Genomic DNA, 20,643 nt, shown 5'->3' on the forward strand with positions numbered 1-20,643 from the left:
CCCTCGCGGAAGCGGGGGGCTTCTTCGTGTCGCGGATACGGTGCCGGGGCCCGGCTCCCGGCCGGTTCACGCCCGCAGGTAGGTGAGGACGGCGAGGACCCGGCGGTGGGTGTCCTCGGCCGGGGGCAGGCGCAGCTTGGCCAGGATGTTACCGATGTGCTTGCCGACGGCCGCCTCGGTCACCACCAGGCGCCGGGCGATCTCCGCGTTGGAGTGCCCCTCGGCCACCAGCGCCAGGACCTCGCGCTCGCGCGGGGTCAGCGCCTCCAGCGGATCGCGGTGCCGGCGCAGCAGCTGCCGTACGACCTCCGGGTCGACGACCGTGCCCCCGGCGGCGACCCGGGCGAGGGCCTCCACGAACTCCTCGACCTGCCCCACCCGGTCCTTCAGGAGGTAGCCGACGCCGGTGCCCTCGCCGGTGTCGAGGAGGTCGGCGGCGTAGCTGCGCTGCACGTACTGGCTCAGGACGAGGACCGGCAGCGCGGGCCGCTCGGCCCGCAGGGCGACCGCCGCGCGCAGCCCCTCGTCCTGGAATCCCGGCGGCATCCGTACGTCGGTCACCACGATGTCCGGGTCGTGCGCGGCGACGGCCTCGCGCAGGGCGCCGGCGTCCCCGACCGCGGCGACGACCTCGTGGCCGAACCGGGCGAGGAGCCCGATCAGACCTTCCCGGAGGAGGACGCCGTCCTCGGCGAGGACGACGCGCAGGGGGCGGTCGGCGACGGGCACGGGATCTCCGCTCGTAGCAGGGTCGGCCCGCCGGGCGGGCTGGTGATCGTCAGTGTGCCATCGAGGACGGCGAGCCGGTCCGCGAGCCCGGTGAGCCCCGAGCCGCGGGCCGGGTCGGCGCCGCCGCGGCCGTCGTCCTCGACCTCCAGGCGCAGCGTCCCGCCGGTGAGACGGGCGGTGAGCCGGGCCCGGGTGGCACCGCTGTGGCGGGCGACGTTGGCGAGGGCCTCGCAGCCGGCGAAGTAGCCGGCGCTCTCCACGGCCTCCGGCAGCCGGGGCAGGTCCAGGTCCGTGTCGACCGGGACGGCGGAGCGGTCGGCGGCGTCGGCGAGGGCCGGGCCGAGCCCGTAGTCGGTGAGGACCTGCGGGCGGATGCCGTGGATCAGCTCGCGCAGTTCCGCCAGGACCTGCCCGGCCTGCTCGTGGGCGCGGGCGAGCTGGTCGGCGAGCGGACCGGCCGGGGCGTCGAGCCGGGCGAGCCCGAGGGTCATGGTGAGGGCGACGAGCCGCTGCTGGGCCCCGTCGTGGAGGTCACGCTCGATGCGGCGGCGCTCGGCCTCGAAGGCGTCGACGAGCCGGGCCCGGGAGGCGATGACCTCGCCGATCGCGCCGTCCGGGGCGGACGCGCGGGGGGCGAGCAGGGCGCGGGCGAGGGCGGCGCGGGCCCCGGCGACCGCGCCGAGCGGATAGGCGAGGAGCACCAGGAGGACGGCGCCGAGGGCGGCCGTGGCGAAGGCCTGCGGATAGGAGGTCACCAGGTAGGCCTTGACGACCTTGGTCTCGTGGCCGTCGGCGGCCAGCTGGAGCGGGGTGGTGAGCAGGACGGCGGGCAGGCCGAGCCCGGCGGCGAGCGCGAGGAGGTCCAGCGGCCACAGGACGGTGGCGAGGAGCAGGGCGTACGCGAGCTCCCGCCAGGTGGCCCGCTCCCCCGCCCGCCGCCGCAGCCAGGCGGCGAGACCGGGCGCTTCCGGCAGCCGGTGCGGGTCGCGGGCGGGCGCGAGGTCGGCGAGCCGCAGGCGCCGGCGCTCCAGGGCACCGACGGCGACACCGGCGAGCAGCAGGAACGGCAGGCCCACCAGGAGCAGCGAGCCGAGGACGAGCACGGCGAGGACCAGACAGGCGGCGGCCCCGACGAGCGCCCCGCTCCCCAGGTAGGCGGCGGCCCGCCAGGGCCACGGCCCGAGGGGGTACCGGGGCCGGGTCATCGCCTGCCAGGGGGTACGGATGCCCATGGGCGCCCACGCTAGGCGGTGGGGGGAGGCGGGGCCATGGGGGTGGAGGGCGGACGGGGGGTGGGGTCGGCCCTACCCCAGGGGGTGGGGCGGGGGCGGGATGCTCCGGGCGCCGGGAGTGCGCGCGGGAGGCCGGGGTGCGGCTCGCGCCCCGGCCTCCCGCCCGGCTCCGTACGCGCCCCCGGTCCTTCAGGGGGCGTCCGGTGACCGGCGTACCGTCAGAACTGCACGTCCGAGCAGGCGTAGAACGCGTTCGCCGTGTCCGCGATCGTCCACACCGCCAGGATGAGGTGCCGGCCCGTCTTGCCCGCCGGGATCGTCCCGGAGTGCGAGAGCGTGGACGGCGGCTGCTGGTTGTTGTAGGGGACGGTCAGGAACGGCTGGGGGTCCAGCGCGGCCCGGGTCAGCTTCTGGCTCGGGTCCCAGCCGTTCCGGGTGATGTAGTACCGGAAGTCGGTGGTGCGGTGGCGCGCCGTGAACTGCCAGCGGAAGGTGTGGCTCTGCCCCGCCGTGAGCCGTGTCGCGGGCCAGGTGCCGCCCCGGGGGTCGTCGAGCTGGGCGAAATGCGTGACCCCGGCGGAACAGATCTTTCCGTCGGCGGGTCCGCCCGTGGGGAAGCCCTTCGGCCCCTCGACCGACTGCGGCTCCCACTGGATGGAGCCGCAGTTGGTCACGGTGCCGTTGGCGCACAGCTTCTGACGGCTGATCGGCGAGTCGGTGTAGCCGTGGCTGTTCGCGGTGCTGGTGGCGAGGAGGGAGGCGGCTGCGACGCCGAGCGCCACGGCCACCACCCCTGTCTTTTTGCGCATGCTGTCGCTCCAGGAGAACGTGGGGGTGTTCTGTGGGCTGTGCTGCACGCGTGCGGTGACACTGGTTCCGGTCTAGACCAAGTATCAAGGTAAAGACGAAACTTGAACATGTCCATACCGGCGGAGAGGACGGGAGCGGCTGCTCACGCACCCTCTCCCGGCCCCGTACGACCGGTGTAGAACGCCACCGTCAGATCCTTCACCAGCGCCTTGCGCTCGTAGTCGTCCAGCTCGACCAGACCACGACTGGTCAGCCGGTGGACCACGTCGTCCACGGCGTCCACGACCGAGGTCAGCACGCTGTCCCGGTGCTTGGCGTCGATCGCCGCGATCCTGCGCCGCCGCATCGCGGCCGCCACCTCGGGGGCGTACTCGATCCGCGTCGGCTGCGCCGAGAAGACGTCCAGACCGACCGGGGCGCACTCCGCCGACAGCATCCGCGTCAGCGCCTCCCCGACCGCCTCCGCGTCCCGGAGCGTCGGCGCGTCCTCGTGGAAGGCGTCCGCCGGCAGCTGCGAGAGCACCCGCGCCATCGCCGCCTCCACCTGCGCCCTCAGGTACTCCTCGTGGCCGTCCACCCCGAGCGCCGCCCGGACGGTGTCATGTACCCGCCAGACCACCAGGACCACCACGTCCAGCGCGGTCCCCTTCGCGTCCACGGCGGGCAGCGGCTCGCTGCGCCAGTGCCGCAGCCGTACGTCGACCCGGCGGCGCAGCAGCAGCGGGCTGATCCACACGAGACCGGTACGGCGGACAGTGCCGCGGTAGTCGCCGAACAGGGTCAGCACCCAGGCGTACCCGACCCGGCCGCGGCCGAGCCCGCCGAAGGCGAACAGGGTGAGCACCACACCGAGGGCGAGCAGCCCCCACTGGCCGAGGTGGATGCCGTGGTACGGGCGGTGCGGCAGCCGCAGCATCCGCTCCAGCTCACCGGGCAGGACTCCGGTCCACCACACGACGGCCGCGCACGCGGCGAGCGCGAGGGCCCCGCCGGCGATCCCCAGCCAGCCGGGCAGGACGGACGCGGGGCGTTCGACGAGATCCGGGTCGGCGGTGGGCGCGGGGCGGGCGGGACGGGCGGCGGGCGTTTTCTCCCGCCCCTCCGTGTCCCCGGGCGGGGTGGCGGTGCGCGGGCGGCGGCCCCGGAAGCCGGCGGTGCCGGTCGGCGGTGCCATGGCGACGGTGTCCGGCCCGCCGTCGTCGTCCACCGGGACGGAGGAGCCGGTGGCGGGGCCGGTCGTGTCCCGGAAGAGGAGGTGCACGGGGATGGAACCGGTGGTCTCCGTCCCGATGACGTTCTTGCGCCGCACCGGCCTCGGGGTGGCCGTGCCGACGCCCGCGATGGTGATCGGCCCGAGGTCGGGCAGCTCGTACTCCGGCTTGAACACGGGCACATCGGCGGCGGCCGGCGCCTTGGCCCCGTCCTCCGCCGGCCCCTCGGCGACCCCGCGCGCCCCGACCCGCGACGCGGTGGCGCCCTGGACCCCGCCGGGGCGGGGGGCGGGGCCGTCGGGAGCAGGGGCCGGGGAGGCGGTCGCCCCGCGCGCGGCGGGGCGGTGGGGGACGGCCGGATCGGTGGTCCCGGGGCGGCCGGCCGAGCCGGACGGCCCGTCGCCGGAGGCGGCCGAGGTGGCGGGTGCGCCCTTCGCGTGGGCCGGGGCCCGCCGGTCGGCGGGTGCCTCGCCGGCAGCCGGGCCCGCGAGGCGTACGTCGGGACCGGCCGGCCCGGCGGGCGTGCCCTTGGCGTGGGCCGGGCCTCGCCGGTCGGCGGGGGCGGTGGCCTCGGGTGCGCCCGGGCCGGGCGGCCGGACGCCGGTGGGACCCGTGACGGCCGGTTCGCCCGGCACGGCGGCGGGCCCGGCGTCGTGCGTCCCGGCGGCGCGCTCGCCGGGGGTTCCGGCCGCTCGCGCCGTGGCGGGGGCACCCGGGCCGGTGGCGGCTTCCTCCTCGCCCGGCCGGGCGAGGGGGTCGGCGGGTGCGGGAACGCCGTCGCTCCCGGCGAGCGCGTCCGGCGCGGCGGGGCCGGCGGACCGGCCCGATTCCGGGGCGGTGACACCGGCGGGGACCGTCCGGTCGCCGGCTCCGGGGCCCGCGTCCTGCCGGGCGGGCGGGTCGGTGGGGAGGGGGCCGCCGTGACCTCCCGCGCCGGACGCGGGCGCGGTGGCGCCGCCGGCTCCGGTGGGCCGGGCGTGCGCGGGGGATCCGGGGGCGCGCGCGGCGGAGTCCCCGTCCCCCCGGGGCGCCACGGGCTCTCCACCCGCCGGGGCACCGTCCGCGCCGGGCCCCGGGTCCGCCGACGACGGCGTGAGCGTGGCCGCCCCGGCACCGGGGCGGGTGTCCGGGCGCCCCTCCGCGAGGACGGACGACGGCGCCGCGCCCGCCGTGACGAGGCGGACGTGGGTCGGGGGTTCGGGGGGCGCGGGGACGACCGTGGCGGCGGCCGGGGGCGCCGGGTCCGGGGCGGACGGCCCGGGTCCCGCGGCGGACGGGGGCGGGGTCGGGCCCGGGGGGTTGGCGCGGGCCGGGGACGTACGGGGAAGCGTGCCGTCCGTCAGGCGTCTGGCCGTGCGCGCGGCGTCACGCGAGGCCGCCGCGCCGGAGTCCGGCGGGTTCGGGGTCGATGCCGTCATTCGGGTCCACCTCATGCTCTCGGGGTCATCGGAACAAACGCCGCCAGGTCTCCGGGCCCGGGTAGCCGTCGGCCGCTCCGCCGCGCCAGCCCTGTGCCCGCTGGAACGCCTCGACGTTGCGGCGGTCCGCCTCCGTCCAGCGCGGACCGGGTCCCGACAGGTAGTGCTTGCCGAAGCCCCGCTTCACCAGTTGTTTGCCCAGCTTCTCCACATATGCGTTGGATTGGCCCGGACGGAAGTAGCCACGCCCGGGGAACCCCGTCGCATGTGCGCTCGGACCGCCCGAACCACTCGAACCGCCGATGCTCCTGCCGCCGCCGGACACGAGCAGCCGCCAGGTGTGGGGGCCGGGCAGACCGTCGGCCTCCTTGCCCTTCCACCCCTGCGCGCGCTGGAAGGCCTGCGTCGCGCGGCGGTCGGCCTCGCTCCAGCGCGGGCCGGGGCCCACGCGGTAGAACTTCTTGCCGCCACGGGCGACCAGGAGCTTGCCGAGCCGCGTGACGGAGGGGTTGCGGGCGCCGGGCCCGAACATCGCCGTGCCGGGGTAGGGCGTCGCCGCGGGCGGGGTGGGGGTGGCCGGGTCGGGGGGCGGGGGCGTGGGGGTGGTGGGGGTCGATCCGCCGCCGGTGCCGCCGCTGACGACGCCCTTGTAGCGGTAGGCGACGTACCGGTCGGAGTTCTCCCAGTACGCCATGGGCGTCGCCTGCTTCCGCGTGTGCGGCTTGGTCTGCTCGTACGCGACGTAGGCGGTGTGGGTGTAGTCGGTCCAGCCGCCGAAGATCGTGACGTGCGAGCCGCGCGTCGGGTTGGCCGGGTTGTGGAACAGCAGGATGTCGCCGGGCTGGAGTTCGGCGCGTTCGATGCGGGTGCCGAAGCGGTCGAGGCTGCCGGTCCACTCGTTGCTGCGCAGGTTCCAGGCCATGGAGATGTAGCCGGAGCAGTCCTGGCGGTAGCCGTCCGTCCAGTACTTCTCCATGGAGTACGGGACTTTCGCCGCGACCCACGTCTTGGCCCGGTTGATGATCTCCGCGCGGGTCGTCGTGTTCAGGGACTCCGTGGAGATCTGGCTGGTGGAGGGGAGGGAACCGGGGGACGGCTGGGAGCCGGGGCCGGGCGCTCCGTGGAGCGGTTCGCGCCCGCCCTGCGGGGTCTCCGGCCCGTCGGCCGGGGGGACGGTGGGGGCGGCGCGCTCGCGGGGGACGGCCGGTTCTCCGGCGGCGGCCGGCTCGTGGCGGACGGGGGACGCGGCACCGGGGAAGGCCGGGACGCGGGCCTCCGTCCGGTGGCCGGGGCCGGCGGGACGGGCAGGGCCGGCGGTGTCCGTGACGTCCGCCGGGGTGAACGGTTCCGCCAACGGGGACAGGGCACCCGCCGCGGTGGCCCCTCCCCCGCCCAGGACCACACCGGCCGCCGTCACCAGGACCAGTGCGCGGCGGGGGCCGTGCGCCGCCGGGTGGCCGCCCAGCCGGACGGGCAGGCCAAGGGCGAGGTCACGCCGCTGCCGCGCGCAGCCCGGGCAGCCACAGTCGGCCGCGGGTTCGACTTCCTCGAAGACCGGCACGCTCATGCGATTCCCCTCCACACTCGTCAAGATCTTTTGGGCCTCGGTTGGGCGCCAGTGTCTCAACTGTCTGGACAAATCGCATTTTGACGGATTGAAGGCTCGATACGACCATCCGACAGGCCGGGGACGACCGGTATCGGTCAGGAGCACACCTTCACGTCAGGTAGAGTTATCCCTGTCAGCAGGCGCCGCTAGCTCAGTTGGTTAGAGCAGCTGACTCTTAATCAGCGGGTCCGGGGTTCGAGTCCCTGGCGGCGCACCGACGGAGAAAGCCCCTCGCGAGAGCGAGGGGCTTTTTCGTCTCTTCCGTCCCTTTTCGATGCCACCCGGCCACTGCGGTGTGCTGCGGAGCGGACCCTGTGCGTGAAGCCGTCGTCAGTCGTCGGCCGGCGCCTTCTCCGTCGCCGTCAGGTAGCCGGAGACCACCACGTTGGCCGTGTACGTGCCCGTCGCCCGGTCGAAGGTGCCGCCGCAGGTGATCAGGCGGAGTTCGGGGCGGTCGGGGTCGCGGGGGCCGTACGCCTTGGCGGGGTCGAAGCGGTCGCGGGGGAAGACCTGGACGTCGTCGACCGTGAATTCCGCGACCGTGCCGTCCGTCCGGGTGATGCGGACCTTCGCTCCGGGGCGGGCCGCGCTCAGGCCGTAGAAGACGGCCGGGCGGGTCTCGGTGTCGACGTGGCCGACGAACAGCGCGGCGCCCGCGACGCCCGGCCGGGTGCCGGGGGCGAACCACCCGACCGTGCCGGGGGTCTCGTACGGCGGCGGGTCGATCGCGCCCGCCGCGTCGAGGCCGCGCGGGACGACCGGGGCCGCGATGCCGAGGGAGGGGATCTCCAGCCGGCGCGGCTCGGCGGGGGTGATCGGCGCGTGGGCCGGGGGCAGCTCCGCGCCGTAGGGGCGGCCCACCGCGGCGATGTCGCCGGTGACCGGCCCGGAGCTGCGGCCGGGGCCCTCACCGGCCTCCCGGTTCCAGAGCCAGAGGCCGAGGACGAGGACCGCCCAGGCGACTCCCGTGACCGGCCGGCTCGCGGCGGCCACGGTCAGTCCGCGCCCGGGCCGGCACCCGTGCCGCCCGTACGGCCGTCGGTGCGGTGCCGGCGGGAGCTGCGGAACGCGACGGCGACGGCGGCGACGGCGGCCATGCCGAGGCCGAGCAGGGTGTACGGGGTGCCGAGGCCGCTCTCGTCGGCGGTCTGCGCCATGCCGGGGGCCGCCGGTGCGGCGAAGGCGGCCGTGCCGCCGCCACCGGCCCGTACGGGGGCGATCGGCGTCGCGTGGTGGCTGGGCCGCGGGGCCGGCTCGTGCGTCGGCTCGTGGGTGGGCGGCCGGTGGGTCGGCTGGTGGGTGGGGTCGTGCGGGGGGCGCCCGGACCGGACGCGGACCACGCCCGCGTCGGGGTGGTCGTGGCCGTCGCAGGTCACGCCGACCTTGTAGGTGCCCTCCCGCAGCCCCGACTTCACCGTGGCACCACCGGCGAGCGGGAACTTCCCGCCGTCCCGGCCGGTGAGCTCGGCGTCGGCGACGAACGCCTGCGACCGGGCGGCGCCGGTGGTGCCCCGGCACCCCTCGACGCGGACGTCGACGTCGGCGCCGGGGGCCGCGGCGACGGGAGTGACGGTGACCTTCACCCCGTCGTGGGCCTGGGCGGCGCCTGACATCGGGGTGAGGGTGAGCACCAGGGCCGCTCCGGCGGCACCGAGGGCAATGGGACCAGAACGCATCGTGACCTCCTGATTGGCAGGGTCACCCGGATCGGCGCGTTTCGCATCCGCAGAAGTCGTCCCGTACGCCGGAGGAGGACCCCCGGCGGGCCCGGCCCGCCCGCGTCACACCCGGTCGACGATGTCCGCGATCGAGTCCACGATCGTGGAGGGGCGGAAGGGGAAGCGGTCGATCTCCGCCTGGGTCGTCAGGCCCGTCAGCACCAGGAAGGTCTGCATGCCGGCCTCCAGGCCGGCGAGGATGTCGGTGTCCATCCGGTCGCCGATCATGGCGCTGGTCTCGGAGTGGGCGCCGATCGCGTTGAGGCCGGTGCGCATCATGAGCGGGTTGGGCTTGCCCGCGAAGTACGGGTCCTTGCCGGTGGCCTTGGTGATGAGCGCGGCGACGGAGCCGGTGGCGGGGAGCGGGCCCTCCAGGGACGGGCCGGTCTCGTCGGGGTTGGTGCAGATGAAGCGGGCGCCCGCGTTGATGAGGCGGACGGCCTTCGTCATGGCCTCGAAGGAGTAGGTGCGCGTCTCGCCGAGGACCACGTAGTCGGGGTCGTGGTCGGTGAGGACGTAGCCGATGTCGTGCAGCGCGGTGGTGAGGCCCGCCTCGCCGATGACGTACGCGGTGCCGCCGGGCCGCTGGTCGTCGAGGAACTTCGCGGTGGCGAGGGCCGAGGTCCAGATGTTCTCGACGGGCACCTCCAGGCCCATGCGGGCGAGGCGGGCGTGCAGGTCGCGGGCGGTGTAGATGGAGTTGTTGGTGAGGACCAGGAAGGGCTTGCCCGTCTCCCGCAGCTTCTTGATGAACGCGTCGGCGCCGGGGATCGGCACGCCCTCGTGGATGAGGACGCCGTCCATGTCGGTGAGCCAGGATTCGATCGGCTTGCGTTCTGCCATGGGTGCGGGACTCCTGCCGTACGGGTGCGTCCGGGCCGTCCGTCCGGTCCGATCGGTCCGTCGTCCGATCGGCGCGTCCGGTGCGGGCCCGGGACGGGCGGTGTGCTGGGGGCGCCGCGACTGCGCTGTGGCGACGCCCCCAGGGTAATCAGGAAGTGGTGATCTTGACCCCGTCGACCACCCAGTACCAGTTGTTGGCACCGGTGTAGCGGAAGCGGAAGCTCACGCTGGAGGCGCCGGCCGGGACGGCGACGGTGAGGGACTGGGGCTGGGAGACGACGTCGGCGGTGTAGCTCGTGACGAGGGTGGGCGTGCCGCCGTTGAAGGAGGCGAGGACCTGGGCGGTCTGGGCGCCCTCCTGCCGGTAGTGGGTGGTGAAGGCCAGGGTGACGCGGGTGGCGCCGGAGACCGTGTACGCCGGGGTGACGAGGGTCGAGTCGTACGTACCGGAGAAGGACTTGTCGGCCCATTCGTCGGAGTCGGCGACGGCGAAGACGCCCCGGGAGCGGACGTTGAGCTCGCGGGACTGGTCGCGCTGGGAGCGGGACCAGAACTCGTCGGTGGCGAAGGCCCAGCCGCGCCACTCGGTCACCCCGCCGGTGCCCATGGCGTTGTTGATGACGGACCAGCCGCTGGGCGGGGTGTGGGTGAAGCCGAGGACCCCGCTCGGGATGCCGGTCTCGTCCACGCGGCCGGTGAGCGAGCCGTACAGGCTGTCGAAGGGGTCGGTGGAGCGTTCTTGGATGGGCTTGCCGTCCAGGCCCCAGGCCGGGTCGGGGACGATCCCGAGCTGGCGGAAGACGGTGGCGGCCACGTCCACGAGCCGGGTGTCGACGGGGCGGGCGCCGGCCGCGATGCCGGGGCCCTGGGCGAGGACGAAGGTGCGGCGCTCCTCGACGGCGGAACCGCCGTGGCCGCCGGCGTCGGTGTGGCCGTGGTCGGTGGTGACGATGACGGTCCAGCGCTCGGTGGCGTACGCGGGCCGGGCCTTGATGGCGGCGAGGAGCCGGCCGAGGTGGGCGTCCTGGACGGCGATGGCGTCGAGGTACCTCTGGCTCGCGGCGCCGTAGGAGTGGCCGGCGGCGTCGGTCTCGCCGAAGTAGACGAAGAGGACGTCGGGGTTCTGGTGGCGCAGCACGTCCTCGGTGATGTCGGTGATCACCTTGTCGTTGACGGCGTAGTTGTTGTCGTAGACCAGCTTGGCGTCGGCGCCCGGGGTGACCGTGCCGTGGGTGTCGAGCTCGGGCCAGTCGACGGCGGCGTACAGGGAGAGTGCGGGCCGGATCTGGTGGAGGCGGGCGAGGAAGCCGGGGTAGCGGGCGTAGTTCTTGCCGGTGAAGGTGTTGTCCTTCACTCCGTGCTTGTCGGGCCAGACGCCGGTGGAGATCGTGGACCAGCCGGGTCCCGAGGAGGTCGCGGCCATCGGGTGGGCGTAGAGCAGGGAGCGGCCGAACGTGCCGTTCGCCATGAGGGACTTGAGGGTGGGCGCCTGGGCGGCGTCGATCCGGTCGTACCGCAGGCCGTCCATGCCGACGACGAGCACCTTGTCCTTGCTGGTGCCGTCGGGGAGCACCGGCGCGGCGGCGGCGCGGGCCCCGGGGGCGGTGGCGAGGGAGGTGGCGGCGACGGCCGCGGTGGCCCCGGCGGCGGCGAGCACGGTGCGCCGGGAGACGGTGCCGCCACCGGCGGCGGCGGGGGAAAGGGCTTCGGCGGTCGGGGCCGTACGGCAGGGGATGGGGGAAGCGGTTCCGGCGGGGGTGCCGTCGATCGGCATGTCGGAGTCCTCCGGGAAGGGGGGCGAGCGGGCGGGTGAGCGGTCGCACGCCAACGCCCCTGCTGGTGCAGGGGCGTCGGTCCGTACCCGTTATCCTTTCGCGATCCGCGGAGGGGTTCCAGGGCCGTGCGGTGAACTCTTGGTTCCGGCGGGGTCAGCTGTCGGTGGCCGTCTTCCACGCGTCGACGTACGCCGTCAGGTTCTCGCCGATGTCGGCCCAGTCCGGTTCGAAGACCTCCACGCCCTCCATCAGCCGGGCGAGCCGGACGGCGTTGGCGTCGGCCGGCCTGACGTCCTTGCGGGCGGGGAAACCGCCGCCGACGGCGCTGACCTGGCGCTGGGCCTTCTCGCCGAGCATGAAGTCCAGGAGCTTCCTGCCGTTCTCGGCGTGCGGGGCCTTGTGGACCAGGCCCGCCGCGTAGGGCAGGGCGAAGGTGGTGGGCTTTCCGCCGGCCTTCGCCGGGAACCAGATGGCGAGATTCGGCATGGACCTGGCCTGGGCGAAGTTCATCTGGACGTCGCCGTTGGCGACGAGCAGTTCGCCCTTGTCGACCTTGGGGGCGAGCTTGGAGGTGGAGGAGGACGGGCCGACGTTGTTGGCCTGGAGCTTCTTCAGGTACTCCATGGCCGGCTCCTGGCCGCCGAAGTCGTGCATGGCCTTGATGAGGACGGCCGTGCCGTCGCCGGCGACGCCCGGGGTGGAGTACTGGAGCTTGTTCCTGTACGCCGGGTCGAGCAGTTCCTCCCAGGTCTTCGGGGCCCGGGGCAGCTCCTTCTTGTTGTGGATGAAGCCGAAGTAGTTGTTGACGACGGAGGTCCAGGTGCCGTCGGCGGCCTTGTCGGCGCCGGCGACCTGCTCGGCGCCCCGGGGGACGTACGCCTGGAGCAGGCCCTTGGAGCCGGCCTGCTGGATGAAGGGCGGCAGGGTGATCAGCACGTCGGCCTGCGTGTGGGACTTCTCGCGCAGCGCGCGCTGCACCATCTCGCCCGAGCCGCCCTCGACGTACTTCACCTCGATGCCGGTCTCCTTCTCGAAGTCGGCGAAGACCTTGTCGTACCAGCCGTCGCCCTTCTCGCCCTTGAGGCCGTCGGCGCTGTAGACGGTGACGACCTTCTCGTCGGAGGCGGAGGACGGGCCGCCGCAGGCCGTGAGGGCGGCGGTGAGGAGGACGGCGAGCGCGAGCGCGGCGCGCGGCCGGGTGGTCCGCGGGAAGGCGGTCCGGGGTCGTGCGTTCTGCGGGAGGGCGGTCTGCCGGGGGGCGGGCGTCAGCATGACGTCGTTCTCTCCTGGGAAATCGGCGGGGGACGCTTCAGCGGTAGGACGCTTTGGTACGGAGGCGGGAGACGGCGAGCAGGACCAGCAGGGTCGTCGTCATGAGGACCACGGCGAGCGCCGAGCCGGTGAAGAGGGAACCCCGGTCGGTGGCGGTGAAGACGAGCACCGGCAGCGGCAGCCAGTCCGGCGGGTAGAGCATCATCGTGGCGCTCAGCTCGCCCATCGACAGGGCGAAGCAGAGCCCGGCGGCGGCGCCCAGGGAGGGCAGCAGCAGCGGCAGCTTCACCCGGAGGAGGACGTACGCCGGGCGGGCACCGAGACCGGCCGCCGCCTGCTCGTACGCGGGGTCGAGGCGGCGGAGGGCGGCCGACACCGACTGGTGGGCGAAGGCCGTGACGAGCACGGTGTGCGCCAGGATCACGATCCACGGCGTGCCGTTGAGGAGCACGGGCGGCCGGGAGAAGGCGACGAGGACGGCGAGGCCGACGACCACGGACGGCACCGCCAGCGGCAGGACGAACAGGGCGTCGAGGAAGCGGCGGCCCCGGGCCCGCAGGGACTGCGCCGCCAGCGCGGCCCAGGTGCCGAGGGTGAGCGCGAGGAGGCTCGCGGTGACGGCGGTGACCAGGCTGGTCGTGAGGGCCTGGAGCGAAGTGCCGCGCACGGCGGCCGTGTAGTGCCCGGCGGTCGGCCCGGAGGGGAACGCGCCGGACCAGTGGGTGGAGAAGGACGCGGCCAGGATGACGAGGAGGGGCAGGGCGAAGAGGGGGACGAAGAGGACCGCGAAGAGGGCCCACAGCGCCCAGCGGCCCGTCCGGCTATGCACCAGCACGCTTGCTCACCACCCGGTAGAGGCCGTAGAGGCCCACGGAGACCGCGACGTTGACGACGGCGACCACGCACGCGGCGGCGTAGTCGGATTCGAGGATGGCCTTCGAGTAGACGAGCGTCGGGAGGGTCGTGACGCCCTTGGCGCCGGTGAAGAGGACGATCCCGAACTCGTTGAGGCACATGACCAGGACGAGGCTGCCGCCGGCGGCGAGCGCGGGGAGCGCCTCGGGCAGGATCACCCGCCGCACGATCCGGGCCGGCCGGGCGCCGAGCGAGGACGCCACCTCCAGCTGCGCGCCGTCCAGCTGGGCGAAGGCGGCGAGCAGCGGACGCATCACGAACGGTGTGAAGTAGGTGATCTCGGCGAGGAGGACGCCCCAGGGCGTGGTGAGGAACCGGAACGGCCCCTCGGCGGCGCCGGTCAAGCCGGTCCACACCCCGTTGGCCATGCCGACCGTGCCGTACACGAAGAGGAGCGCGAGCGTGATCAGGAAGGACGGGAAGGAGAGGAAGACGTCGACGGACCGGGCGACGGCCCGGCCGCCGGGGAACGGTACGAAGGCGATGACCAGGGCCAGGACGAAGCCGAGGACCAGGCAGCCGGCGGTGGCGCCGAGGGCCAGCAGGACGGTGGTGACGAGGGCGTCGCGGAAGGCGGCGGAGGCGAAGACCTGCGCGTACGCGCCCGGTACCAGGGACTCCTGGACGACGAGCGCCAGCGGGTAGAGGAAGAGGAGGGCGAGGACGGCGACGGGCGGCAGCGCCCACACCCAGGCGGGCACCGCGCGGGAGGTGGTGCGGGAGCCGGGCGCGGATGCCTCGGGCGCGGCGGGTGCCTGGGGCGCGGCGGGTGCCTGGGGCGCGGCGGGGGCCTCGGGCGCGGCGCCCCGGCTAGCCATCGTGCACCCCCGCGGCGAGCAGGACGGCGTCCTCGGGCGCGAAGTGCAGCGTGACCTCGGAGTCCAGGGCCGGGGTCTCCCGCAGTTCCCGTACGTCGGCCTTGACCCGGTGGCCGGCCACGTCGACGTACAGCCGGTGGGTGGCGCCGCGCCACTGGACCTCGGTGATCCGGCCCCGGAGCGCGTTGGGACCCTCGCCGAGGCCGACGAGGTGCGGGCGGACGCAGAGCGTGGCGGTGGCGCCGGGGGCGGCCCCGGTGGCGGGGACGGGGACGTCCAGCGGCCGGCCGGCGAGGGTGACCCCAGCGGCGGTGACGCGCACGGGCAGCAGGTTGGCGTTGCCGACGAAGGAGGCGGTGAACTCGGTGCGGGGCCGCCGGTACAGCTCCTGCGGGGTGCCGCAGTCCTGGAGGCGGGCCCGGTCCATGACGGCGATCCGGTCCGCCAGCGTCAGCGCCTCGACCTGGTCGTGGGTGACGTACAGGACGGAGACACCGGGCAGCTCCCGGTGCAGCCGGGCGAGTTCGGCGAGCATCCCCGAGCGGAGCTGGGCGTCGAGCGCGGAGAGCGGCTCGTCGAGCAGGAGCACGTCCGGCCGGATCGCGAGGGCGCGGGCGATGGCGACGCGCTGCTGCTGCCCGCCGGAGAGTTCGCGCGGGTAGCGGCGGGCGTACGCGGCCATGCCGGTCATCTCCAGCGCCTCGGCGACCCGCCCGGGGATCTCGGCCCTGGGCTCCTTGCGGGCCTTGAGGCCGAAGGCCACGTTGTCCGCGACCCGCAGGTGCGGGAAGAGGGCGTAACTCTGGACGACCATGCCGATGCCCCGCTTGTACGGGGGCAGGTCGGTGACGTCCCGGTCACCGATGAAGACGCGGCCGGAGGCGGGGTGGACGAATCCCGCGACGGCGCGCAGGGCGGTCGTCTTGCCGGAGCCGGAGGGGCCGAGGAGGGCCATGACCTCGCCGGGTTCCACGGTGAGGTCGAGCGAGTCGAGGACGGTGGTGGTGCCGTAGCGGACGGAGACGTCCGCGAAACGGATGCCGCTGGTCATGAGTCGTGCTCCGCGAGGAGGGCGGGAAGCGCCGCGACGGAGGGCAGGACGTGGGTGGCCCCGTTCGCGGTGAGCGCCGCCCGGTCGTGGGCGCCGGTGAGGACGCCCGCCACGATTCCGGCGCCGGAGCGGGCGCCGCTGAGCATGTCGTACGAGGTGTCCCCGGCGACCGCGATCTCCCGGACGTCCTCGGCGGCGCCGGTGCGGAGGAAGGCGGTGAGGACCATGTCCGGGTGGGGGCGGCCGCGGCCGCCCGCGTCGGCGGGGCAGAGGGTGAGGTCGGCCAGGCCGTGCCAGCCGAGGGCGTCGAGGATGGCGTCCTGGGTGACGCGGGCGAAGCCGGTGGTGAGGACGACGGTCCTGCCCTGCTCCCGCAGCGCGGCGACGGCGTCCGCGGCGCCGGGGACGGGGGCGATCCTGCCCTCGTGGACGAGGGCGCCGTAGGCCTCCTCGAAGGCGCGGTTGGCCTGCTGGGCGCGGGACTCGTCGCCGCCGAGGAGGTGGCGGAAGACGGAGATCTTCGACTCGCCCATGGTGGCCCGGACGTGGTCGATCATCGGGGCGGGGTCCTCGCCGAGGCGGGTGGCGGCGGCGGTGAAGGCGGTTTCGACGAGGCCGTCGTCGGCCACGGTCGTGCCGGCCATGTCGAGGACGACGAGGCGCGCGGGCCGGGGGGTGTGCGGGGAGGTCATGGGTGTCACCAGCCCAGTTCGTTCGCGGTGGTCTCGGCGATGGCGGGCGAGCAGGTCATGCCGCGTCCGCCGGGTCCGGTGACGAGCCACACGCCGTCGCGGACCCGCTGGCGGTGCACGACCCGGGTGGTGTCGGCGCACTGCGCGTACACCCCGGCCCAGCGGCGCCGGATCTTCGGCAGGGGGCGGCCGAGGAAGGACTCGACGACCCGGGCGAGGTGCTCGTAGGGGTCTTCGAGGGTGTCGAAGGCGAAGGGGTGCTCGTACTCGTGGGTGTCGCCGATGGTCAGTCCGCCGTCGAGCCGCTGCACCATGAGCAGTTGCATCCGGTGGGCCGCGGCGGTGGGGTCCTGGGGCTGTCCGGCGTCGAGGGCGTCGAGCGCCGCGGAGGCGTAGGCCGGGTAGTAGCGGAAGGAGTCGGCGTCGGCGACGGAGGTGGTGAGCGGCTCGCCGAGCGGTTCGGTCTGCATCATCTGGAGGCGGACGCGCCGGACGGGAACGGGTCCCGCGACCTCGCGGACGAGGCCGGAGAGCCAGGCTCCGGTGCACAGGACGACGGCGTCGCCGCTGTGCACCTCGCCGTGGTCGTCGCGGACGGCGTGCTCGCCCACCACGTCCCGGACCTCGCGGTGCGCGAGGAAGGTGTAGCGGCCGGTGGCGAGGAGGGCCTCACGGAGGGCGAGCTGGGCGGTGCGGGGCTCGACGGCGGCGTCGCGCTCGCACCACAGGGCCGCCTCGAACGTGCCGCGCAACGCCGGGTTGAGGGCGCGCGCCTCGGCCGGGGTGAGCAGCTTGTAGCCGCGGGCGGCGGCGTCGGGGCGGGCCACGGCGGCCTCGGCGACGGCCCGTTCGAGGTCGTTGCGCACGGGGGTGAGGGAGCCGTTCGCCCGGAAGCCGAGCCCGGGGACGCGGGCGCCGACGCCCTCCCACAGGTCGCGGGCGCGCAGGGCGGTGTCGAGCTCCTCCCCCGCGGCGCGGCCGCTCACCCAGATCTGGCCGAAGTTGCGGAGGGAGGCGCCGCGCGCCTCCGCCTCGCGCTCGATGTGTACGACCTCGTGGCCGCGTTCCACTGCGTGCCAGGCGTGCATGGTTCCCACCACGCCGGCTCCTACGACGATCACCTTCATGGCCGAAACGGTCCTGGGGGCCGGTGTCCTGGACCGATCGGGCGGGCGACGGGACGGTGAACGACCCGCCAAGCTTGGACCAGACCCGTTACCTTGCCGTGACCTTGGAGGCGGGGCGGGTGCCGGGGCCCGCTCAGTCCTGGCGGCCGAGGCGGGTGGTGAAGCTGAAGCGGTCGCCGCGGTAGAGGGTGCGGACGCGCTCCAGGGGGCGGCCGTCGGTGTCCCGGGAGAGACGGTGCAGGAGCAGCATCGGCAGCGCGGGCGGAGTGCCGATGAGCAGGGCCTCGCGGGGAGTGGCGAGCACCGTCTCGATCCGTTCGTCGGCGTCGCCGAAGACGATGCCGAGCCGGTCGTGCAGATAGGCGTAGAAGGAGGAGTCGGGGTCGAAGTCGGCGTCCAGGCGCGGGGCGCGGGCCACGGAGACGTACGTGCTCTCCAGGCCGACCCGCTCGTCGTCGGCGAGCAGCACCCGCTCCATGTGCCAGACGGGTTCACCGCGCGCGGCCCCGACCTCGGGGGCGAGGGCCTCGGTGCAGGGGAAGCGGTCGAGCGAGATGAGACCGCGGCCGGGACGGCGGCCCTGGCGGCGCACCCCCTCGGTGTAACTGGCCAGCGACAGGGGCTGTTCGAGCTTGGGCCCCGCGACGACCGTGCCCCGGCCCCGGCGGCGGAGCCGGCCCTCCAGGAGGAGTTCGCGCAGCGCCTGCCGGACGGTCTCGCGGGAGACCCCGTAGCGGACGGCGAGGTCGCGCTCGGTGGGCAGCAGGCCGCCGTCGCCCAACTCGTCGATCAGTGCGGAGAGCCGGGCCTTGACGGCGTAGTACTTGGGCACCCGTCCGTGCTCCGGGACGCCGGAGCGGACGGGGGCGCCGGGGGTGGTCTGGTGGTTCACGGGATTCACGGGCCGATGGTCGCAGACGGGGGTGAACGGGAGGGTGTACGGCACGTGGCCCGGGGGTGCGGGTCGAAGGCGGCCGGGGCCGGGGCCGGCCACGGGGGTTTCCGGGCTCGGGCGATGGGCTCCCGAGGCGCGGGCTCAGGGGTGGCGACGGCGGCGGGCCCCTCGGACCAGGAACGCGCCGGCGAGGGCCAGAGCGACGGCGAGCGGGGCCAGGAGGAGACCGTACTCCCGCCCCGTCAGGGCGAGTTCCCGGCTCGGGTCGTGACCGTCCCCGGGGGACGGGGGGACGGAGGGGACGGGGGAGACGGTGGAGGACGGGTCGGAAGGCGGACTGGAGGCCGGTTCGTCCGGGGCGGCTCCGGAGGGTTCGCCGGAGGGCGGCACGGGCGTCCGCCCCGGGTCGGCCGGCGGGGCGGAGGGGGACCGCGCCGGGCCGATGGCGAGCCGGTAGTCCCCGGACTGGCCGACCCAGTCCCCGTCGGCGCCGCGCCGCTGGACCACGGCCGCGTTCACGACGACCTCGTCGGGGGCCGTGTCGGCGCGGAAGGCCAGCCGTACGGGGACGGTGAGGGTGCGGCCCGGTGGCACCGTGAAGCCCTGGAAGCCGGGGAACCCGCTGAACGCGCCGACGTTCTCGGCCTCCTCGGTCACCTCGAAGGCGACCGGATGCCAGCGGTCGGCCCGGGCGTCGTGGAACTCGAACCGGATGTGCTCCGGCCGCAGGGCCCGCCGGCGGTCGGTGAGGACGAGAACGGGGTGGATGCCGGTGCAGGGCGCGGCCGTGGTGTTGGTGAGATCGAGTTTCCAGCCCTGGAGCGGGCCGCCGGCCGGGTAGGTGGCGGGGCCGGCGTGCAGCCGTGACACCAGCGGGAAGTCACCCCCTGCGACCGCGCCGCAGTCGGGAGCGGCCGGGGCGGGGACGGCGGGCGGCCCCGGGAGGGCCGGAACGGCGGGCGCTCGGAGGGGGGCGGGAACGGCGGACGGGCCGGGGAGGGCAGGGGGCGCGGGGGCCGGGTGTGCGGCGGCGAGCCCCGGGGACAGGGGCAGCGCGAGGGCCAGGGCGAGGGTGACGAGGGGGGCCCTGAGCCCGGCGGTACGGGGCCGGGCGGGGGCTCCGGGGCGGGGGCCGGGGCGCGGCAGGGCTCGGGCGTTGCGCAGTCGCGGGGGTGCGGGTGCCATGGGACGGGCGCCTTTGCTGCTCGGCGGACGTACGGGTCGGCCGCGACGCTGCCAGGCGCGCCGGGGCGGTCCCGGGAGCGACACCGCGCGACACCCCCGGACGGCCCGCCGAGTCCGCCCGATCAGCCTATTGTCCGAAGATCGGACCAAGGATGAGCCAGGCAGCACCCTCCGCCACGGCCCGGGGGCCGGCCGCCACCGTGACCGGGGCCGGGAGCCCCAGCCCGGCGAGCACCGCCCGCACCCCGTCCTCGAACGCCCCGGGCGCCCCGAGGACCACGCGCCCGCCCAGGAGCACCTGGTCGATGTCCAGGAGCCGTACGAGGTTGGCCGCGCCCGTCCCCAGGATCCGGGCGGCCTCGCCCAGGTCGCCCCGCGCCACCGCCGCCAGGCACAGGACCTCCAGGCACCCCCGTCCGCCGCAGCCGCACGGAGGGCCGTCGAGCCGCACGGTCTGGTGGCCCAGCTCACCGGCCCCGGTGCGGTCCCCGCGCAGGAGGGCGCCGCCGAGGACGAGCCCGGCGCCGAGACCCGTACCGAGGTGGACGTACGCGAAGGAACCGGGGGCGGCGGGCCGCAGGGCGAGGCCGAGCGCGGCGGCGTTGGTGTCCTTGTCGAGGACGACGGGCAGCCCGAGGCGCCGGGCCAGTTCGTCCCGTACCGGATGTCCGTCCCACTCCGGGAAACCGGTCACGCGCCCCGGCACCCCGGCCCGGTGGTCCAGCGGCCCGGGCATCGCGACCCCGATCCCGACCACGGCTCCCGGAGCGCCGCCGGCCGCGGCCGCCCCGGCCACCCCGCCCGCGCCGCCGGTGGGGCCGGTGGGGTCGGTGGGGCCGGTGGGGCCGGTGGGGTCCGTAGCCGGGCCCCGGTTCAGCAGGGCCCGTACCTCCGACTCCACGGCGTCGAGGACCGGCCCGGCGCCCGAGCCGAGGTCCAGGGGGCGGCGGCGTTCGGCCACGGTGGCGCCCGTGAGGTCGGCCAGGAGGACGGTCAGCTCGTCGCGGTCGAGGTGGACGCCGACGGCGTGCCCGGCGGAGGGCACGAGCCGCAGGACGGTCCGGGGCTTGCCGCCGGTCGAGGCGCGCCGGCCGGCCTCCGTCACCAGTCCCTCCGCCCGCAGCCGGGCAGTGATCTTGCTGACGGCCTGCGGGGTGAGGCCGGTCCGGTCGGCCAGTTCCAGGCGGCTGATGCCCGGCCCGCCCGCCGTCCGGAGCAGGTCGAGGACGAGCGCCGCGTTGTGGCTGCGCAGCGCCGGCAGGTTGGCTCCCGCGGGGCCGAGATCCTTCTTCACACGCCCATTGTCGCCTGCGCTTGCAGTTTGGCAACAGCGTTGCTTAAGT

Annotated in this window: 18 protein-coding genes and 1 tRNA gene; 1 reads left to right on the forward strand and 18 read right to left on the reverse strand. The window is 75.3% G+C overall.

Going from position 1 to position 20,643, the window contains the following annotated elements; all coding sequences use genetic code 11:
- Positions 1-66: 66 nt before the first annotated feature.
- From ABTY40_RS02455 to ABTY40_RS02475, 5 genes are all read right to left on the reverse strand, one after another.
- Entirely contained in the window at positions 67-729 is a 663-nt protein-coding gene (locus ABTY40_RS02455) for a LuxR C-terminal-related transcriptional regulator (protein WP_345281683.1), read from the reverse strand.
- On the reverse strand, positions 660-1,961 hold the full coding sequence (locus tag ABTY40_RS02460) for a sensor histidine kinase (RefSeq protein WP_352057780.1): 1,302 nt from the start codon (positions 1,959-1,961) through the stop codon (positions 660-662). The genes ABTY40_RS02455 and ABTY40_RS02460 overlap by 70 nt, the downstream gene beginning before the upstream one ends.
- 218 nt (positions 1,962-2,179) lie before the next feature.
- Entirely contained in the window at positions 2,180-2,770 is a 591-nt protein-coding gene (locus ABTY40_RS02465; RefSeq protein ID WP_352057781.1) for a lytic polysaccharide monooxygenase auxiliary activity family 9 protein, read from the reverse strand.
- Positions 2,771-2,913: 143 nt separating this feature from the next.
- The gene (locus tag ABTY40_RS02470) at positions 2,914-5,400 is read right to left on the reverse strand and encodes an SPFH domain-containing protein (RefSeq protein WP_352057782.1); all 2,487 of its coding nucleotides are present in this window, start codon (positions 5,398-5,400) and stop codon (positions 2,914-2,916) included.
- A gap of 25 nt (positions 5,401-5,425) precedes the next feature.
- Positions 5,426-6,967, reverse strand: coding sequence for a peptidoglycan-binding protein (locus ABTY40_RS02475; RefSeq protein WP_352057783.1), 1,542 nt, complete (start codon positions 6,965-6,967; stop codon positions 5,426-5,428).
- A 182-nt stretch (positions 6,968-7,149) separates the two neighbouring features.
- Here ABTY40_RS02475 and ABTY40_RS02480 point away from each other — a divergent pair.
- A tRNA-Lys gene (locus ABTY40_RS02480) sits at positions 7,150-7,223 on the forward strand.
- 116 nt (positions 7,224-7,339) lie between these two features.
- On the opposite strand, the gene ABTY40_RS02485 is transcribed toward ABTY40_RS02480, so the two are convergent.
- The 13 genes from ABTY40_RS02485 to ABTY40_RS02545 form a co-directional block, all read right to left on the reverse strand.
- Entirely contained in the window at positions 7,340-8,008 is a 669-nt protein-coding gene (locus ABTY40_RS02485) for a class F sortase (protein ID WP_352057856.1), read from the reverse strand.
- On the reverse strand, positions 8,005-8,685 hold the full coding sequence (locus ABTY40_RS02490; RefSeq protein ID WP_352057784.1) for a hypothetical protein: 681 nt from the start codon (positions 8,683-8,685) through the stop codon (positions 8,005-8,007). Before ABTY40_RS02490 ends, ABTY40_RS02485 begins: the two co-directional genes overlap by 4 nt.
- Before the next feature lie 105 nt (positions 8,686-8,790).
- Positions 8,791-9,570, reverse strand: coding sequence for an HAD-IIA family hydrolase (locus tag ABTY40_RS02495; RefSeq protein ID WP_309055422.1), 780 nt, complete (start codon positions 9,568-9,570; stop codon positions 8,791-8,793).
- A 148-nt stretch (positions 9,571-9,718) separates the two neighbouring features.
- The gene (locus ABTY40_RS02500; RefSeq protein WP_352057785.1) at positions 9,719-11,344 is read right to left on the reverse strand and encodes an alkaline phosphatase family protein; all 1,626 of its coding nucleotides are present in this window, start codon (positions 11,342-11,344) and stop codon (positions 9,719-9,721) included.
- Between the two features lie 154 nt (positions 11,345-11,498).
- Positions 11,499-12,617 (reverse strand): 2-aminoethylphosphonate ABC transporter substrate-binding protein, encoded by a 1,119-nt coding sequence (locus ABTY40_RS02505; RefSeq protein WP_352057786.1) that lies wholly within the window; start codon positions 12,615-12,617, stop codon positions 11,499-11,501.
- 37 nt (positions 12,618-12,654) lie between these two features.
- Entirely contained in the window at positions 12,655-13,452 is a 798-nt protein-coding gene (locus ABTY40_RS02510) for an ABC transporter permease (protein ID WP_352057787.1), read from the reverse strand.
- Positions 13,439-14,350 carry a 2-aminoethylphosphonate ABC transporter permease subunit gene (locus tag ABTY40_RS02515; protein ID WP_352057788.1) on the reverse strand — a complete coding sequence of 304 codons (912 nt, stop codon included), beginning with the start codon at positions 14,348-14,350 and terminating at the stop codon, positions 13,439-13,441. The genes ABTY40_RS02510 and ABTY40_RS02515 overlap by 14 nt, the downstream gene beginning before the upstream one ends.
- The gene (locus ABTY40_RS02520) at positions 14,343-15,401 is read right to left on the reverse strand and encodes an ABC transporter ATP-binding protein (RefSeq protein WP_352057789.1); all 1,059 of its coding nucleotides are present in this window, start codon (positions 15,399-15,401) and stop codon (positions 14,343-14,345) included. Before ABTY40_RS02520 ends, ABTY40_RS02515 begins: the two co-directional genes overlap by 8 nt.
- Positions 15,398-16,093, reverse strand: coding sequence for a phosphonatase-like hydrolase (locus ABTY40_RS02525; RefSeq protein WP_352057790.1), 696 nt, complete (start codon positions 16,091-16,093; stop codon positions 15,398-15,400). The genes ABTY40_RS02520 and ABTY40_RS02525 overlap by 4 nt, the downstream gene beginning before the upstream one ends.
- 5 nt (positions 16,094-16,098) lie before the next feature.
- Entirely contained in the window at positions 16,099-17,220 is a 1,122-nt protein-coding gene (locus ABTY40_RS02530) for a TIGR03364 family FAD-dependent oxidoreductase (RefSeq protein WP_352057791.1), read from the reverse strand.
- 133 nt (positions 17,221-17,353) lie between these two features.
- Positions 17,354-18,121: a GntR family transcriptional regulator gene (locus ABTY40_RS02535; protein WP_352057792.1), complete on the reverse strand. Its 768-nt coding sequence runs from the start codon at positions 18,119-18,121 to the stop codon at positions 17,354-17,356.
- A gap of 135 nt (positions 18,122-18,256) precedes the next feature.
- Positions 18,257-19,300, reverse strand: coding sequence for a hypothetical protein (locus ABTY40_RS02540; protein ID WP_352057793.1), 1,044 nt, complete (start codon positions 19,298-19,300; stop codon positions 18,257-18,259).
- A gap of 127 nt (positions 19,301-19,427) precedes the next feature.
- Positions 19,428-20,594 carry an ROK family transcriptional regulator gene (locus tag ABTY40_RS02545; RefSeq protein ID WP_352057794.1) on the reverse strand — a complete coding sequence of 389 codons (1,167 nt, stop codon included), beginning with the start codon at positions 20,592-20,594 and terminating at the stop codon, positions 19,428-19,430.
- Positions 20,595-20,643: the final 49 nt, after the last annotated feature.

This window comes from Streptomyces sp. NPDC126503, assembly GCF_040302405.1.
Taxonomy (GTDB): domain Bacteria; phylum Actinomycetota; class Actinomycetes; order Streptomycetales; family Streptomycetaceae; genus Streptomyces; species Streptomyces gulbargensis.